Source organism: Streptosporangium sp. NPDC001559 (assembly GCF_042893955.1).
Taxonomy (GTDB): Bacteria; Actinomycetota; Actinomycetes; order Streptosporangiales; family Streptosporangiaceae; genus Streptosporangium.
In genome coordinates this window covers 29,026-44,045 of the sequence record NZ_JBIAVG010000026.1, presented here as the reverse complement: position 1 = coordinate 44,045, position 15,020 = coordinate 29,026, and the positions used below count along the sequence as shown (strand labels likewise).

At 73.4% G+C, this 15,020-nt stretch carries 16 protein-coding genes; 14 read left to right on the top strand and 2 right to left on the bottom strand.

Annotated features, from left to right (window positions below; all coding sequences use genetic code 11):
* The 14 genes from ACFYY8_RS39015 (at position 1) to ACFYY8_RS38950 (ending at position 12,908) form a co-directional block, all read left to right on the top strand.
* Positions 1-1,203, top strand: coding sequence for a hypothetical protein (locus ACFYY8_RS39015; protein WP_390050057.1), 1,203 nt, complete (start codon positions 1-3; stop codon positions 1,201-1,203).
* The gene (locus tag ACFYY8_RS39010; protein WP_390050055.1) at positions 1,200-2,123 is read left to right on the top strand and encodes an NAD-dependent epimerase/dehydratase family protein; all 924 of its coding nucleotides are present in this window, start codon (positions 1,200-1,202) and stop codon (positions 2,121-2,123) included. Before ACFYY8_RS39015 ends, ACFYY8_RS39010 begins: the two co-directional genes overlap by 4 nt.
* Positions 2,102-2,413 (top strand): hypothetical protein, encoded by a 312-nt coding sequence (locus ACFYY8_RS39005; protein WP_390050053.1) that lies wholly within the window; start codon positions 2,102-2,104, stop codon positions 2,411-2,413. The genes ACFYY8_RS39010 and ACFYY8_RS39005 overlap by 22 nt, the downstream gene beginning before the upstream one ends.
* Positions 2,385-4,028: a GMC oxidoreductase gene (locus ACFYY8_RS39000; protein WP_390050051.1), complete on the top strand. Its 1,644-nt coding sequence runs from the start codon at positions 2,385-2,387 to the stop codon at positions 4,026-4,028. Before ACFYY8_RS39005 ends, ACFYY8_RS39000 begins: the two co-directional genes overlap by 29 nt.
* Positions 4,025-4,966 carry an ATP-binding cassette domain-containing protein gene (locus tag ACFYY8_RS38995; protein ID WP_390050049.1) on the top strand — a complete coding sequence of 314 codons (942 nt, stop codon included), beginning with the start codon at positions 4,025-4,027 and terminating at the stop codon, positions 4,964-4,966. The genes ACFYY8_RS39000 and ACFYY8_RS38995 overlap by 4 nt, the downstream gene beginning before the upstream one ends.
* Complete coding sequence (locus tag ACFYY8_RS38990) at positions 4,953-5,735, top strand: ABC transporter permease (protein ID WP_352013255.1); 783 nt, start codon at positions 4,953-4,955, stop codon at positions 5,733-5,735. Before ACFYY8_RS38995 ends, ACFYY8_RS38990 begins: the two co-directional genes overlap by 14 nt.
* An 11-nt stretch (positions 5,736-5,746) precedes the next feature.
* The gene (locus ACFYY8_RS38985; protein ID WP_390050046.1) at positions 5,747-6,757 is read left to right on the top strand and encodes a hypothetical protein; all 1,011 of its coding nucleotides are present in this window, start codon (positions 5,747-5,749) and stop codon (positions 6,755-6,757) included.
* The gene (locus ACFYY8_RS38980) at positions 6,727-7,281 is read left to right on the top strand and encodes a hypothetical protein (protein ID WP_352013257.1); all 555 of its coding nucleotides are present in this window, start codon (positions 6,727-6,729) and stop codon (positions 7,279-7,281) included. Before ACFYY8_RS38985 ends, ACFYY8_RS38980 begins: the two co-directional genes overlap by 31 nt.
* 48 nt (positions 7,282-7,329) lie before the next feature.
* Positions 7,330-7,773, top strand: a complete 444-nt coding sequence (locus ACFYY8_RS38975) for an SRPBCC family protein (RefSeq protein WP_352013258.1) — start codon at positions 7,330-7,332, stop codon at positions 7,771-7,773.
* A gap of 73 nt (positions 7,774-7,846) precedes the next feature.
* The gene (locus tag ACFYY8_RS38970; protein ID WP_390050043.1) at positions 7,847-9,136 is read left to right on the top strand and encodes an aspartate aminotransferase family protein; all 1,290 of its coding nucleotides are present in this window, start codon (positions 7,847-7,849) and stop codon (positions 9,134-9,136) included.
* Positions 9,133-10,383, top strand: a complete 1,251-nt coding sequence (locus ACFYY8_RS38965; RefSeq protein ID WP_390050041.1) for an acyl-CoA dehydrogenase family protein — start codon at positions 9,133-9,135, stop codon at positions 10,381-10,383. Before ACFYY8_RS38970 ends, ACFYY8_RS38965 begins: the two co-directional genes overlap by 4 nt.
* A gap of 37 nt (positions 10,384-10,420) precedes the next feature.
* Positions 10,421-10,648 carry an acyl carrier protein gene (locus ACFYY8_RS38960; RefSeq protein WP_390050039.1) on the top strand — a complete coding sequence of 76 codons (228 nt, stop codon included), beginning with the start codon at positions 10,421-10,423 and terminating at the stop codon, positions 10,646-10,648.
* Positions 10,645-11,874, top strand: a complete 1,230-nt coding sequence (locus tag ACFYY8_RS38955; protein WP_390050037.1) for a beta-ketoacyl-[acyl-carrier-protein] synthase family protein — start codon at positions 10,645-10,647, stop codon at positions 11,872-11,874. Before ACFYY8_RS38960 ends, ACFYY8_RS38955 begins: the two co-directional genes overlap by 4 nt.
* A complete protein-coding gene (locus tag ACFYY8_RS38950) occupies positions 11,871-12,908 on the top strand; it encodes an SDR family oxidoreductase (protein WP_390050035.1) in 1,038 nt (345 codons plus the stop codon). The genes ACFYY8_RS38955 and ACFYY8_RS38950 overlap by 4 nt, the downstream gene beginning before the upstream one ends.
* Positions 12,909-12,955: 47 nt before the next feature.
* Here the strand turns inward: ACFYY8_RS38950 and ACFYY8_RS38945 are convergent, their stop codons facing one another.
* Positions 12,956-13,558: a superoxide dismutase family protein gene (locus tag ACFYY8_RS38945; protein WP_390050033.1), complete on the bottom strand. Its 603-nt coding sequence runs from the start codon at positions 13,556-13,558 to the stop codon at positions 12,956-12,958.
* Positions 13,559-13,699: 141 nt separating this feature from the next.
* Positions 13,700-14,980 carry a diaminopimelate decarboxylase gene (gene lysA, locus ACFYY8_RS38940; protein WP_390050031.1) on the bottom strand — a complete coding sequence of 427 codons (1,281 nt, stop codon included), beginning with the start codon at positions 14,978-14,980 and terminating at the stop codon, positions 13,700-13,702.
* Positions 14,981-15,020 lie beyond the last annotated feature (40 nt).

Here is a 15,020-nt window from a genome sequence, read left to right as displayed (position 1 = left end):
GTGAGTGCTCTGACCGGCGCCGAGGAACTGCTCGGCGACGTCGAGGACGCCGCGGCCAAGGCCCGGTGCGAGGTCGCCGCGGCCTGGAACGTCGCGGGCCTCGAACTGGACGTGCGCTGCGGTGACCAGGCCCTGTTCGAGGCGCTGCACGCCTACCTCGGCTCGCACACGGGCCCGCCCGCGGGGGGACGTCCCGACGTCGAGATGACGTTCGTCGCGGACGACGACCTGGTGGGGCGCCTCGAGGAGGCCGCCGCCCGGCTGGCCGCCCCGGCTCCCGCGATGATCTCCTACTGCAGCACGGAGAAGGGCAGGCTCCCCGTCGAGCACTGGCGGGCGGGGGAGGCCGTGCTGCTGCGCACGGTGAAGACCCCCACCTGGCTGCTGGCCGACGCGGGCTACACCCGCCTGACGTTCGTCGTCGGCGGCGGCTACCCGGCCGCGCCGACCGTCCACAAGGACCTGGCGCTGCTGATCCTGCACGTGCTCCAGCGCACCCTGGAGGTCCGCGGGCAGCTGCAGGTCCACGCCTCGGCCGTCGTCGTCGACGGCAGGGCCGTCCTGTTCTCCGGGCCGAAGCGCTCGGGCAAGACGACCTGCTTCCTCGACGCGATCGTCAGGACCGGCGCCAGGCCGCTGTCGGTCGACAAGGTCCACCTGGCCGAGGACCCGGCCACCGGGCGGCTGCGGGTCTTCGGCATCCCCACCCGCCTGCGGGTCCTGGCGGGCACGCTGCAGAAGTATCCGGGAAGCTGGGACGCCTTCGTCCCCGAGGACTACCGGGGGGTCGACGAGGAGCGCCTGTGGCGCGGCGAGAGCGACTCCAAGGTGACCGTCCCGCTGACCAGCCTGCGTTCGATCACCGGCGCCGACTTCGAGCTGAGCGCCCCGCTCGGCATGATCGTGCTGCCGGACGTCGCCAGGGGACGCGACCCCCTGCTGCGCGAGGTCGTCGACCCCGGGGAGATCGCCTCCCTCATGCGGCCCAACGTCTACACCCCGGACAACCCGGAGGAGGACTGGTGGTCCGGGATCGGCGAGCACCTGGCCGCCGACCTCAGGGCACGGGCCGAGGCGTTCCTGACGGGCATCGGTTCGAGGGTGCCGATCCTGCGCCTTGAGGGGGCCGAACGGATCGACCACCTGCTCCAGGACGCCTGGCGCAGGCTCGCCGCCGTACCCGTCACCGTTCCGGGCCCATGACCAGGGCACTGGTGCTCGGCGGCACCCGGTTCGTCGGGCGGGCGGTGGTCGAGGCGCTGCTGCCCTCCTGCGAGGTGACCGTGCTCAACCGGGGGACCCGGCCGCTGTGGGACCCCAGGATCGTCCAGGTCGTCGCCGACCGGCGGGACGCGGCCTCGACGCGCGCCGTCCTGCACGGGAACTACGACGTGGTCGTGGACGTCTCGGGCACAGAACCGGTCCACGTGCGCAACGTCCTGGACACGCCCGCCGTGGCCGGGGCCGTCCGGTACGTCTACGTCAGCTCGGCCGCGGTCTACCGGCGCGGGCACGCGGGGCCGCCCTTCGGCGAGGACGACCCGGCGGGCGGCGACCCCGCCTGGGGCGGCTACGGCGAGGACAAGGCGGAGTGCGAGCGGCTGCTGTCCGGCCTGCCCGGCCTGACGGTCCTGCGGCCGCCCTACGTGTACGGCCCGCGCAACACCGAGCCGAGGGAGAGCTTCCTGTGGGCCAGGATGCTCACCGGGCAGCCGGTGTTCGTGCCGGGCGAGGGCCGTACCGGGATCCAGTTCTGCCACGTCCGCGACCTGGCGGGGACCGTGGCCGCGGCGTGCGCCGGGACGCTTCCCCCCGGCGTCTACAACGTCGGCGGGCCGGGGACGTGCTCCTTCACCGACTACCTCGGCCTGCTCGCGGAGATCGCCGGGACCGGGCACCGGGCGGTGCACGTCCACGACGAGGAGGTCCCGGCACGGGCCTACTTCCCCTTCCGCGACCTGGAGCTGACGCTCGACACCACCCGTCTCGGCCGGACGGGCGCGGGGGCGGCCACCCCGCTCGCCGACGGCCTGCGCGAGACGCTGGCGTGGCTGCGCGCGCACGGCTCCCTGGCCGACGAGCCCACCGAACAGGAGAAGAAATGGCGAGCGACGACGCTCTAGCGGACGTCGTGGCGGCAGTGCTGGACGCCTACGGCCTGCCTGAGGCGTCCCTGGAGCCACTCGCCGGGCAGGTGCTCACGGCGGCGCGGGAGCGCGGGCTCGGTCCGGCGGACCTGGCCGGGGCGGGCGTGCGCGGCTGGGAGGACCTCAGGCGCGTCCTCGACGGCCCCGACGAGCGGGCCCGCGCGTCCGCCGAGTCGGTGTGCGCCTGCGTCAACGACGTGCTGTTCTCATCCCCGCGCTGGCGGAGGGAGGTTGGCTATGAGCACCCGATGGACGAGCTCGGCTGACGCGGTCGTCGTCGGCTTCGGGCTCACCGGCGCCCCCGTCCTCGAACGGCTGCTCGGCGCCTCCGGCGCGAACGACGTCGCCGTCCTCGACCGGGGTGCCTTCTGGGAGCCGGAGGGCCACGCCTTCCCCGGCGAGCGAAGCCTGATCCTCGACCGCCCGCTCACCGTCGACCCCCGGGAGGACCACGTGCTCCTGCGGACCCCCGGCGCGGGCCCGGCGCGGCTGCGCAAGTGGTGGGCCTCCCGGCTCGCCGGCGGCGGCTCCTGGCTCTGGTACGGCCAGCTGTCCCGCTTCCGCCCAAGCGACCTGCGGATGCGTTCGGCGTACGGCGGCGCCCTCGGCCCCGAGGTGCGCGACTGGCCCATCGACTTCGCCGAACTCGACCGGGCCTACGCCCACATCCAGGGGAGACTGCGGCCCTTCGGCTGCGCCTACGGCCACACCGAGGCCGCCTACCGGGACTTCGACGGCGGGCCGTACCTGGAGAGGCCGGGGCCGAGCCACCTCGAACGGCTGATGGTCGACCGGCTCGGCCGCGACGGCCTGAACGCCTACGTCGGGCAGAGCTGCCTGGGCGGGCGGGCCTGGGACACCTGCCCGGTCTCGCCCGTCACCGGGCGCCCCGCCGAACGCGGCCGGCCGATGCTGGCCCGCCCCAACTGGTACGTCGACCTGTACGGCTCCCTGCGCGAGGACCCCAGGGTCCGCCTGCTCGGCGGCTGTTACGTCTCCCGCGTCCTGGTAGACGGGGGAGCCGTCCAGGGCGTGGAGTACCTCCAGCGCGACGACGCCGGAGACCTGCGGACGCGGCGGATCAGGTGCGGCACCGTGGTGCTCGCCCCGGGCGCCCTGGAGACCAACCGCATCCTGCTCAGCTCGGACCTGCCCGACCGCAACGGGCTGCTCGGCAGGCGCTTCACCTTCACCCTGGAACGCACCGCCTACCTGGTGACCGCGGAACCGCGCGAGCGGGACCTGGCCGACCGCCTGGCGGGACTCTACGGAAATGTCGTGATCAAGGACTTCTACGACCTCGGGGAGACGGGCCCGCTGCGCAAGGGCGGCAAGTTCGCCCTCTACGACGCCTACGTCGCCGAGTCACCGGCCAGGCACGTCCGCAACCTGCGGATGCGCGGCCCGGAACTGGCCCGCTTCCTGCGGGCGGAACGCGGGCACTACGTGGTCAAGGTGAGCTTCAAGGGCGAGTCGCTGCCCTCGGCGGGCAAGTTCGTCTCACTCAGCGCGCGCAGGAACGCCTTCGGCGCCAGGGTGCCGGCGGTGACCTACGCCCCCCATCCGGCCGACCTGCTCCTGCAGGAACGCGTCACCGCCATCCTCCCCAGGATCGGGCGCGCCCTCGGCGCCGTCGAGACCCGGGTGCACCCCGTCCCCTCCGGCGAGGACCTGGTCTCCGCGCACCACCACGGTGGCGCGGTCTTCGGCGACGACGCCGCGCGGGCCGTACTGGACCGCGACTGCGAGTGCTTCGAGGCCAGGGGGCTGTTCGTGGCCGACTCCAGTTTCATGCCGACCTCGGGCGCGACCAACTCGTCCCTGACCGCCATGGCGAACGCCCACCGGGTGGCCGGTGTCGTCGCGGCGCGGCTGTCATGAGCGGCCTCACCCGCGAGGGCGGGACCTCCGCCGGGCAGGCCACCGGGGACCGGCTGCTGGCCGTCACGGACCTGTCCTTCGCCTACGGCGACTCCCCTCCGGTCCTCACCGGCGTCACGCTGCGGCTGGGCGCGGGCGAGGTGCTGGGCGTCCTCGGCCGCAACGGCGCGGGCAAGAGCACCCTCATCAACGCGATCCTCGACATCGTGCCCGGCAGGCGCACCGGAGAGGTCGTCCTCGGCCAGGAGGGAACGGGCGGGGACGCCCGGCGGCACGTCGGCGTCGCGGGCCAGCGCATCTCCCTCTACAAGAAGCTCACCGTCGCCGAGAACCTCACCCACGCCGCCAGGCTCGTCCTGCCGCGCGGGCGGGTCGCCGCCGCGACGGAACGGGCGATCGAGGACTTCGGCCTGGCGAAGGTCGCGCGGACCCCGGTGCACCGCCTGTCGGGAGGATGGGAGCGGCTGTCCCACATCGCGGCGAGCTTCGTCCACGCCCCGAGGCTCCGTTTCCTCGACGAGCCGACCAGCGCGCTCGACTTCGAGACCAGGACCAGGCTGGTCGCCCTGATGGCCCGGTGGCGCCGGGACGGCGACGCGATGATCGTCACCTCGCACTACCCCGAGGACATCGAGGAGACCTGCACCCACGTCGCGGTCGTCTCCGGCGGCACCGTCGTCGGCGTCGGCCCGCTGCGGGACCTGCTCGGCGGCTACCACAGCGAGCTGCTCATGCGGGTCGACGGCGAGGACGGACCGCTGACCCTGCGCGCCCCCGCCCCCGGGACGGTCGGGCAGGCCGCCGAGACCCTCGCCCGCTGGGCGCGGGAGGGCCACGCCGCCTCCGCCGTCGAGTCCGTACGGCTGACCAGCAGGAACCTGCGGGAGATCATCTCCCTGGACCCCGAACTACGCGGGAGCGTCGGTGAGAACGACTGAGGGCTCTACCAAGGACAGGGCCGGGTTCTGGTCGGTCGCCGCGGGCTACGCCACGACCGAACTGCTCGTGCTGTGGCGGATGCGCACCCCGCTGGTCTTCATGTTCGCGGTGCCCGCCACCCTGGCCCTGACCCTCGGCTCCGCCGTGGCGGGGGAGGGCAGCCACGGGCGCGCCATGCTCGGCATCGCGGTCATGTTCAGCTTCACCACCACCCACTACACGGGCCTGGCGCTGTTCCGCGAGTTCGGCAGCAACACCTGGGTACGGCAGGCGCTCCACCGGCCCCCCAGGGGCGCCTTCCTGCTCGGCAAGATCCTGCCCATCGCGGGAATCGGACTGACACAGCTGAGCCTGTTCACCGCCATCGCCGTCGTCTTCTACGGCACACCCGTCCACGGCTCGGTGTGGCAGCTGCTCGCGATCGCGGTCACGCTGCTCGGCGTCAGCTGCGCCATGGGGGTGGTGCTCTATCTCGTCACCGCCGACACCTCGACCTTCGAGAGCCTGTTCTACATCTTCCTGATCACCGCGGGCAGCGTCGGCGGCGCGATCGTGCCCGACGGGAACCTGCCCGCCCTGTCCAGGGCCGTCGGCGTGCTGACCCCGCACCACTGGGCCCTGCGCGCCCTGGACGAGGCGACCTCGGGGCGGGGGGAGTGGGGTCCGGTCCTGCAGTCGATCGGCGTCCTGGGCTGCTGCGCCGTGGTCCTGGGGGCCGTCGCCGCGACGGCCTTCGACTACCGGCGCCAGAAATACGACCTGTACTAAAAGGAGACCCCTTGACATCGCCTGACGACATGGCGCGATATCTCGGCGCGCGCCTGGCCGCGCACGGCAGGACGACCGGCGACCTCGTCGCGGAGGTGGACACCAGCTTCGGCGAGCCCCTGCTGATGTCGGCGGCCGGCTCGGTGGTGCACGGGTTCGGCACCCCGATGAGCGACGTCGACGTCCACGTCGTCGTCGAGAGCACGAAGGTGACGGGCCTGCCCATCACCTCCTTCAGCCTCGGCGTCGCCGTCGACGTCAACTACATCAGGGCCGACTCGATCCGGCGCGCGGCCGACGCCCTGAACGCCCCCGGCGAAACGGCGAAGGCGGACCGCTCCGCCTGGCGGGACTACCGCAGGAAACTCGCCCAGCTCAACCGGCTGATCCTCGGCCTGCCGCTGCGGGGCGACCAGGACTGGCTCGACTGGCAGCGTGAGCGGCGCAAGCCCGTCGCCGACGCGACGGTCCGCTGGTGGCGGACGGAGGCGGTGCGCTACCGGCTCGCCTGCGAACTGCTGCGCGAGACCAGGCCGCTGGCCGCGGCCGAACGGCTCGGCAGGGCCGGGGTCGCCGCGCTCGACGCGCTGGCCACCGCCAGGGGCGAGCTGTGCTTCGGGCAGAAATGGGTCGGAGCCAAGCTCGACCGGCTCGGCGACACCGAGCTGGCCGCGCTGTACGGGCGCTTCCTCGACCTGCCCGCCGGAACCGGGGACGCCCACGACTACCTGCGCCGGACCGGGGAGCTCTTCGACGGGCTGGCCGCCAGGCTCGACCTGCCGGACGACCCGGCGGTGTGCCTGACCCCCGCCGCCGGGCTGAAGACCTGGCACACCCACGGCGGGCGCGCCCTCGTCCACCGGTGGGCGCTGCGCGGGGCCGAAGGGCCGGAGCGGGAGCTCGGCCCCCTCGGGGAACCCGGCTGGAGCTGGACCGGCGCGAGCACGGAGATGACGCGGACGCACCGCGAGCTGGCACGGGAGGACCTGCTGTGGCTGTCGATCGACTGGAGCACGACGTGAACGACGAGAGCCGCGAGACGGGCCTGACCCCGGTGCGGGACCCGCGCAGATGGGCCGCCCACGAGTGCTTCGGCGTCTTCGAGCTGCTCTTCGAGGTCCACGCCAGCTACGAGGACCTGCTCGGCACCCTCGACGAGGGACTCCTGCAGGTGGCGAGGTTCGTCGCCAGGGACACCGTCGTGCGCGCGCTGGCCGTACGGTCCCTGCTGCGGGAGGGACTGCCGCCCGACGAGCACGACGTGCTGGCCGACCCGTACGCGGGACTCGACGAGGAGGAGATCGAGCGCGGCCTGTCGGCGGCCCGCGCCGTGGCTCTGGCCGCCGACGTCCCCGCCGCCCGTGAGGCCGCGGCCAGGGTGGGCGACTACGTCGCCGAACTGGAGCGCGACCTCGGCTTCACCACGCCCCCCGCCTCGATCCGCGGGCCCTCCGGCCTGTTCCCCGCGCTCAGGCTCACCAGGACGCTGCTGCCCCTCAACGAGGCCTCAGGACTGCCCACCGCGTTCCCCGCGGCCTGGTCCTGACGCCCCCGAACCCGCCCGCCGAAGAGAGAAGAGACGACAGTGCCCACCGTGACGACGACGCACACGAGCGCCGAGCCCGCCCAGCGGATCTGGGAGGTGCTGCTCGACTGCGAGGACTACCCCACCTACATGGACGAGGTGGTCGACGTGACGATCCTCGACCAGTCGGAGACGGGCAGGACCAGCCGATGGGCGGTGCTGCTGAAGGGCTCCGAACTGGAGTGGGTCGAACGGGACAACGTGGACCACGAGCGCCGCAGGATCGAGTTCGAGCAGATCGAGGGGGACCTGGCCTACTTCGACGGCTACTGGCAGGTCACCGACGACGGCGCCGGACGGACGACGATCGAGCTGCACGTCGAGTTCGACATCGGCATCCCGCTCATGGCGGACATGCTCAACCCGGTCGCGGCCCGCGCCCTCGAGGAGAACTCCAGGGCCATCCTGACCCGGCTGAGCACCCGCAACAGCGACGTCAGCCCCGTCGCCTGACCGCGCCTGACCGCACGGCACAACGCGGGTCCGCGTTCTCACCGGGCACGCAGAAGGTAAGGAAAGGGAAACGTTGGATCGCCACGTGCTGGAACCGTCCGCCCCGCCGGGGGCCGCGGTTCCCGACATCGCACGGGTCACCTTCCGCAGGATTCAGCGGCACATGTCCCCGGGGATCGCGCTGAGCGGCAAGTTCGCCGGCCAGGGCGCGGTCGAGGAGAGCGCCTCCGGCTGCGAGGTGCTCCTGTCGGACGGCCGCTCGGTCCTGGACTTCGGCTCCTACGCGGTGACCCTCCTGGGCCACCGCAACCCGGCCGTCGTGGACGCCGTACGGCGCCAGCTCGACGTCATGCCGACCTCCACCAGGAGCCTGGCCAGCCCGGTCTCCGCCCTGGCGGCAGAACGGGTCAGCGAGTATCTCGGCGGCGGCCTGAACCGGGTCTACTTCGGCATCAACGGCGCCGACGCCGTCGAGGCCGCGGTGAAGCTCGCCCGCCTGGCGACCGGCAGGCGCGTCGTCGTCGCGGTCGAGGGCGGCTACCACGGCAAGTCGCTCGGCGCGCTCGGCCTGACCCACCACGACCGTTTCCGCGACGGCCTGACCGGGCTGCTCGACGGCGTACTGCACGTCGCCCCCGACGACCCGGAGGCGGTGGCGCGGGTGACGGCCGAGACCGACGTCGCGGCGGTCGTCTTCGAACCCGTCCAGGGGGAGAACGGCGTGCGCCCGCTGGAGACCGAGGTGCTGCGGCGCTGGAGCGCCGACGCCAGGCGGGCGGGCGCCTTCACGGTCTCCGACGAGATCCAGTGCGGCCTGCGGCGCTGCGGCGACCCCTCGGTCGCGCTCGCGGCCGGGATCGAGGTGGACGCGGTGCTGCTGGGCAAGCCGCTCGGCGGCGGCGTCGTGCCGGTCTCCGCCCTGGTCTGCTCCGACGCCCTCTACGAGCCGCTGCTGAAGGACCCGTTCCGGCACACCGCGACCTTCGGCGGCCACCCCCTGGCGACGGCCGCGGTCCCGGCCGCGCTGGCCGAGATCGAGGCCGCGGCGGACAACGGCGCCGAACTGGCCCGGCTGATGGAACAGGGCCTGCGGACGCTGCGCGAGGACAATCCCGGGCTGGTCGCCGACGTCCGCGGCAGAGGACTGCTGTGGGGCGTCGACTTCGCCGGGACCGAGCTGGCGGGCGAGGTCCAGATGGGGCTGGCCAGACGCGGCCTGCTGGTCTCCCCGTGCCTGAGCAGGCCGCGGACCCTGCGGCTGCTCCCACCGCTGGTGGCGGGCCCGGCCGAGGTCGACCGGGCGCTGGCCGTACTCGACGACGCGCTGAAGGAGGCCGGGGCGGCATGGGGAGGACGCCGGTGAGCACGACGGCGAGTACCGGACTTCCGTCCGGCGAGCTGTGGCCGGACGTCGGCGCCCTCATGCCCGCGGACGCCCTGGAGAGCATCGCGGCGGGCGCGGCGGCGGCCGACGAGAGCGGCCGCCCCGACCCGGCGAGCCTCGACCTGCTGCGGAGGATCGGCTGGCCCGCCCTCGCGATCCCCACGGACTTCCAGGGCAAGGGCGCGAGCCTGCTGGAGTCGTGCGCCGCGCAGCGCCTGCTCGGCCGGGCCGACCCGGCGCTCGCGGTCGCGGTGAACATGCACATCTTCACCATCGGCCTGACGGTCGAGCACTGGCGGCGAAACACCGACGTGTCGTGGCTGCTCATCGAGGCCATCGCGACCCAGAACCGGCTGGTCGCCTCCGCCTTCGCCGAACCCAACCTGGGCGGTTCGGCGACCAGGTCCACACTGACCGCCGAGCGGGTGCCCGGCGGCTGGGAGGTGACCGGCAGGAAGTACCCGTGCTCGCTGGCCGCGGAGGCGGACCTGGTCTGCCTCCAGGTGGCGGCCCCGGGCCAGGACGGCGCCGCCCCGCAGGTCCTGGTCGCGATGCTGCCGACCAACGCCCCCGGGCTGAGCGTGGTGGAGAACTGGGACGCGATGGGCATGCGCGGCTCCGCCTCCAACACCCTGGTGCTCGACCGCTGTGTGATCCCCGACGAACTGGTCTTCTACCAGGCCCCCGCGGGCGCCGAGGACGACGACGTCCTGGCGGCGGGCGTCATCTGGTTCTCCCTGACCGCGACCGCGGTCTACCTCGGGCTGGCCGAGTCGGCCCTGAGCGCCGGGCGCGACCTGCTCGGCACCCAGCGGATCGCGCACCTGGGCAGCACCAGGGCGCGGCTGCCGAGCTACCAGGCGGCGCTCGGCGACCCGTACGCGGCGCTGCTGACCCTGGAGGCGGGCTGCGCGGCCGTCGCCGCCGGGATGGACGCGGGCGCCGACCCGCAGCGGCTCCTGCCCGCCGCGCTCGCGGTCAAGCAGCAGGCGGTGCGTACGGTGCCCGACCTCGTCTCGGCGATCGCCGAGGCGTGCGGCGGGGCGTCCTACGCCAGAGGGGGCGTGCTGGCGCGGCTGTGGCGGGACGCCCAGGCCGTCCGTTTCCACCCGCCGACCCCCGTCGCGACCCGGCAGTTCCTCGGCAGGCGCGCGCTGGGCGTGCCCGCCTCGCTCGACCTGGACGAGTGCGCGCCGTCCCTGGCCCCCAAGCACCACACCCGATGAGAGAACGACGATGAACCGAGCCGAAATATCCGAGTTGATGATCGAGAAGGTGTCCGAGGTCCTGGGGGTCGACCAGGCCGAGATCGGCGAGCAGACGGACCTGGGCGCGGAGTACTCCGTGGACAGCCTCGAACTCATGGAGATCGGGGCACGGCTCGAACGGGCGCTCGGCGTCCGGATGCAGATCGAGGACCTCCTCGACATGCGCAACATCGGTCACGCCGTCGACCTGGTGGCCGCGCGGATCTCGGCGCACCCGGCATGACCGGCCGCAGAAGGGTCGCGGTGACCGGCCTCGGGGTGAAGTCCCCGGCGGGAAACACCGTCGAGGCGCTCCTCGGGAGGCTGATCGAGGCCCGGCCGACCGCGGCGACGGTCGAGGAGCTGGTCAGGAACGAGGTCGCGGTGACGTTCGCGTGCACCGTCCCGGAGTTCGACCTCGACCACTACCTCACCCTCCGCCAGCGGCGCCAGATGGACCGCGGCACGACGCTCGCCCTGGCCGCCGCGGCGGACGCCGCCGAGGGGGCCAGGCTGGAGGACCTCGCGCCCGAACGGGTCGGGGTCGCGGTCGGCACCGGGGTCGCGGGCCTGGGCGCGACCGAGGAGGTGCTGCGGCGCTGCGAGCACGACCCGGCCAGGATTCCGGCGTTCACCGTGCCGCAGATCATGTCGAACTCCGCGGCGGCCAGGATCGGCATGCGGCTGGGGGCCAGAGGCACCACGCTGACCTACGCCACCGCCTGCGCCAGCGGGGCGACGGCCATCGGCGAGGCCATGCTCAAGATCCGTTCCGGTGAGTGCGACGTCATGGTCGCCGGGGGTGTCGACGCCCCGGTCACCCCGATGGTGATGGCCTCCTTCGCGCGGATCGGCGCGCTGTCCGGCCGCAACGACGACCCGGCGGCGGCCTGCCGCCCCTTCGACGCCGACCGCGACGGCTTCGTGATGGGGGAGGGCGCCGCGTTCCTGGTGCTTGAGGACTGGGAGCACGCCAGGCGGCGGGGTGCCGCCGTGCTGGGGGAGGTGGTCGGCTACGGGAGCACCTCCGACGCCCACCACATCGTCGCGCCGCGGGAGGACGGCGAGGCCGCGGCCGCCTGCATGGCCATGGCCGTACGGGACGCGGGGCTGTCCTTCTCCGACGTGGGCCACGTCAACGCGCACGGCACCTCCACCTACCTCAACGACCGGGCCGAGGCCCGCGCGCTGGCCACCTGCTTCGGCGACCGCTGCCCGCCGGTGACCGCCCCCAAGGGCGTCGTCGGTCATCTGATCGGCGCGGCCGGGGCACTGGAGGCGGTGATCTCGCTCGGCGTGGCCGAGGCGGGGCTGGTGCCGCCGGTGGCCAACTTCGGCAAGAGCGAGTGCGCCGACGAGATCGACCTCGTCGCGGGGGCGCCGAGGCGGATCGGCTCGCCGGTCGCGCTGTCCAACTCCTTCGCCTTCGGCGGGCACAACGTGTCCCTGGTGCTGCGGGCCGCCGTATGAGCGACCGGGTGAGCGGCGCGCGGCGGGTACTGCTGACGGGATCGACCGGGGTGGTCGGCACCGAGCTGTGCCGTGCCCTCGGGAACGCGCCCGTCGAACTGGTCCGGGTGGCCAGACGCCCCCAGGGGGAGGGCGAGATCGGCTGGGAGATCGGCGTCGGGCCGCCCCCCGAGGAACTGCGGGGTCCCTGGGACGTCGTCGTGCACGCCGCGGCCTCCACCCGGTGGACGATGAACGCGCAGGAGGCGCTCGACTCCAACGTCCGGCCGCTCGACGCCGTGCTCGGCCTGCTCACGCCGGAGACCCACCTGGTGCACGTCTCGACGGCCTACGTCGGCGGCTCCGACGACCCCTACGCCAAGGACGAGGGATTCGGGCGCTACCGCAACGGCTACGAGTGGTCCAAGGCCAGGTGTGAGGAACTGGTACGGGAACGCCACCGGGGCCCGGTCACGATCGTACGGCCGCCGCTGATCCTCGGCCGGGACGACGACGGGTCGATAGCCCGCTTCTCCGGCCCGTACACGCTGCTGCAGACCCTGGTCTCCGGGCTCGCCGCGGCCGTGATCGGCGAACCGGGGGGATACGCGGAGGTGGCGCCGGTCGACCTGGTGGCCGATGTGATCGCGGACGCCGTCACCGGGCCGCCGCCGGAGGACCTCAGGGTCGAGACGATCGCGGGCGGCGGCGCCTGCATGACCCTGCAGACGCTCCTGGACGTCACCTGCGGCACGCTCAACGGCTGGCGCGCGGAACGGGGCATCCCGCCGGTGGCCGTTCCGCCGTTCATCTCGCCCAGGCGCTGGCACCGCTTCTTCCTGCCCTTCGCCGAGCAGCACCTGTCGCCCATCCAGCTCCAGGCGGTGCGGCTGCTGGGCATGTTCGAGAGCTACACCAGCATGGCCGACCCGTTCGAGCCGACGCGTCAGGTGACCGACCCGGCGGCGACCCTGGCCAGGTCCGTCCTGTGGTGGGCCGACGCCAAGCCGCGCCTGGCCTCGCGGATCTCGGAACCGTGGGGCCTGATCGCCTGAGGCCCCTTCCCGGCCCGGTCCCGGCGAGGACCGGGCCGGGGAACGGGTCAGCGCCCGGTGATCACGCCGCAGCCGATCCGCCCGCCCGCGTCACCGGTCTTGAGCGTCGCCTCGTCCGGCCCCGTCTTGCCGTTGGCGTCGGCGTAACGGGAGGGGATGTTGGCGAGGTTGTCGGGCAGGCCGTGGACGATGACCGCGCTGCCGTCCTTGTCGAGGAGCTGGCCGATCCGGAAGCGGTCGGTCACCACCGACGCGTTCCCGGTGCCGTCCGCGCCGACCAGCAGGGCGGGCAGGTCGCCCGTGTGGTCGCCGTGGCCGCCGGTGCCGAGGTTGAAGTGGCCGCCCGCGCTGAAGAAGGGGCTGCCGGTCGTCGGATCGGTCGACTTGGGGTCGCAGATCCCGGCGGTGTGGATGTGGAAACCGTGGTAGCCGGGGGTCAGGCCCTTGACGGCCACGGTCACCCTGGACTTGCCGTAGCGTTCGTGGTCGATCCTGAGGGTGCCTAAGGCCGCCCCCTCGGCGTTCTTGATCACGGTGTACGCCTGGTATCCGGAGTGGCTTGACGCCGATTCGGCCGCCGCCGCGGCGCCGACGGAGACGACGCCGGCGCCGAGGGCCACGATCAGGGCCAGATGGGTCTTGCGCAACATGGCAGACCTCCCTTGGGTCCGTGCTGGGTTGTCCGTAAGCGGTCTTTCAGGGAAATCCTTCTGCACGCTACGGCGCCGCCGCCGTATCTGGCCGGATTCGGCCGGTAACGGGCGCCCAGAGCACGGTGAGGGCCGGGAGGCTCAGACGTACAGCCGCAGGAGGTCCTCCTCGGTCTCCCTGCGCACGATCACCCGGGCGGACCCGTCGCGGACCGCGACCACGGGCGGGCGCGTCACGTGGTTGTAGTTGCTGGCCATCGAGCGCTGGTAGGCGCCGGAGGCCGGGACGGCGAGCAGGTCGCCGGGCCGTACGTCGGCGGGCAGCGGCAGGTCGCGGACCAGGACGTCCCCGCTCTCGCAGTGCTTGCCGACCACGGTGACCTCCCGGGCGGGGGCCGAGGAGGAGCGGGAGGCCAGGACCGCGGTGTAGGCGGCGCCGTACATGGCGGGGCGGGGGTTGTCGCTCATCCCGCCGTCCACGCTGACGTAGGTGCGGGCGCCGGGGATCTCCTTGACCGTGCCGACCTCGTACAGCGCGACGGCGGTCGGCCCGGCGATGGAGCGGCCGGGCTCGACGGCCAGCCGCACGTGGGCCGGTACGGCCTCGCGCACCGCGGCGATCACCTCGGCGGGACGCGGGGGGACCGGGTCGCCGGGCCGGTAGACGATGCCCAGGCCGCCCCCGAGGTCGAGCTTGGGGATCGTCACGCCGTTCTCGTCCTCCACGGTCCGCAGGAAGGCGGCCATCCGGCGCGAGGCCAGGGTGAACCCCGCCAGGTCGGTGATCTGCGAGCCGATGTGGGAGTGCAGCCCGGCCAGTTCGAGCGACGGCTCGGCCAGGACCCGGCGGACGGCCTCGGCCGCGAGCCCGGCGCGCAGGGAGAAGCCGAACTTGGAGTCGTCGCCGCCGGTGGCGATGAACTCGTGGGTGTGCGCCTCGACCCCGGGGGTGACGCGGATCATGACGCTCTGCCGTACCCCCGCCTCGGCGGCGACGGCGGCCAGGCGCCCGATCTCGGCGAAGGAGTCGACGACCACGCAGCCGACCCGCCAGGAGACGGCGCGGAGCAGTTCGGCCGGGGACTTGTTGTTGCCGTGGAAGACCACCCGTGCCGGATCCATGCCGCCCGCCACGGCCACCGCGAGCTCACCTCCGGTGCACACGTCGAGGCAGAGCCCGGCCGTGTCGAGCCAGCGCACCACCTCGGGGCAGAGGAAGGCCTTGCCGCCGTAGTGCACCTCCCCGTCGGGCAGCGCCCGGCGCCACTCGGCGCAGCGGGCCAGGAACTCCTCCTCGTCGAGGACGTAGGCGGGGGTGCCGAACTCGGCGGCGAGCTCCCGCACGCCCACCCCGCCGATGTGGAGTTCCTCACCGGCCCACGTCGTGGTGCGCGGCCAGCCGTTCTCGGTCACCAAGGTCATGGGGTCGAAGGTAGGGCTTTAAGGCATTTGTCCGGTCTGA

Coding starts and splice junctions, on each gene's coding strand:
- ACFYY8_RS39010 (WP_390050055.1), top strand. CDS start 1,200: ATGACCAGGGCACTGGTGCTCGGCGGCACCCGGTTCGTCGGGCGGGCG.
- ACFYY8_RS39005 (WP_390050053.1), top strand. CDS start 2,102: ATGGCGAGCGACGACGCTCTAGCGGACGTCGTGGCGGCAGTGCTGGAC.
- ACFYY8_RS39000 (WP_390050051.1), top strand. CDS start 2,385: ATGAGCACCCGATGGACGAGCTCGGCTGACGCGGTCGTCGTCGGCTTC.
- ACFYY8_RS38995 (WP_390050049.1), top strand. CDS start 4,025: ATGAGCGGCCTCACCCGCGAGGGCGGGACCTCCGCCGGGCAGGCCACC.
- ACFYY8_RS38960 (WP_390050039.1), top strand. CDS start 10,421: ATGATCGAGAAGGTGTCCGAGGTCCTGGGGGTCGACCAGGCCGAGATC.
- ACFYY8_RS38955 (WP_390050037.1), top strand. CDS start 10,645: ATGACCGGCCGCAGAAGGGTCGCGGTGACCGGCCTCGGGGTGAAGTCC.
- ACFYY8_RS38950 (WP_390050035.1), top strand. CDS start 11,871: ATGAGCGACCGGGTGAGCGGCGCGCGGCGGGTACTGCTGACGGGATCG.
- ACFYY8_RS38945 (WP_390050033.1), bottom strand. CDS start 13,558: ATGTTGCGCAAGACCCATCTGGCCCTGATCGTGGCCCTCGGCGCCGGC.
- lysA (WP_390050031.1), bottom strand. CDS start 14,980: ATGACCTTGGTGACCGAGAACGGCTGGCCGCGCACCACGACGTGGGCC.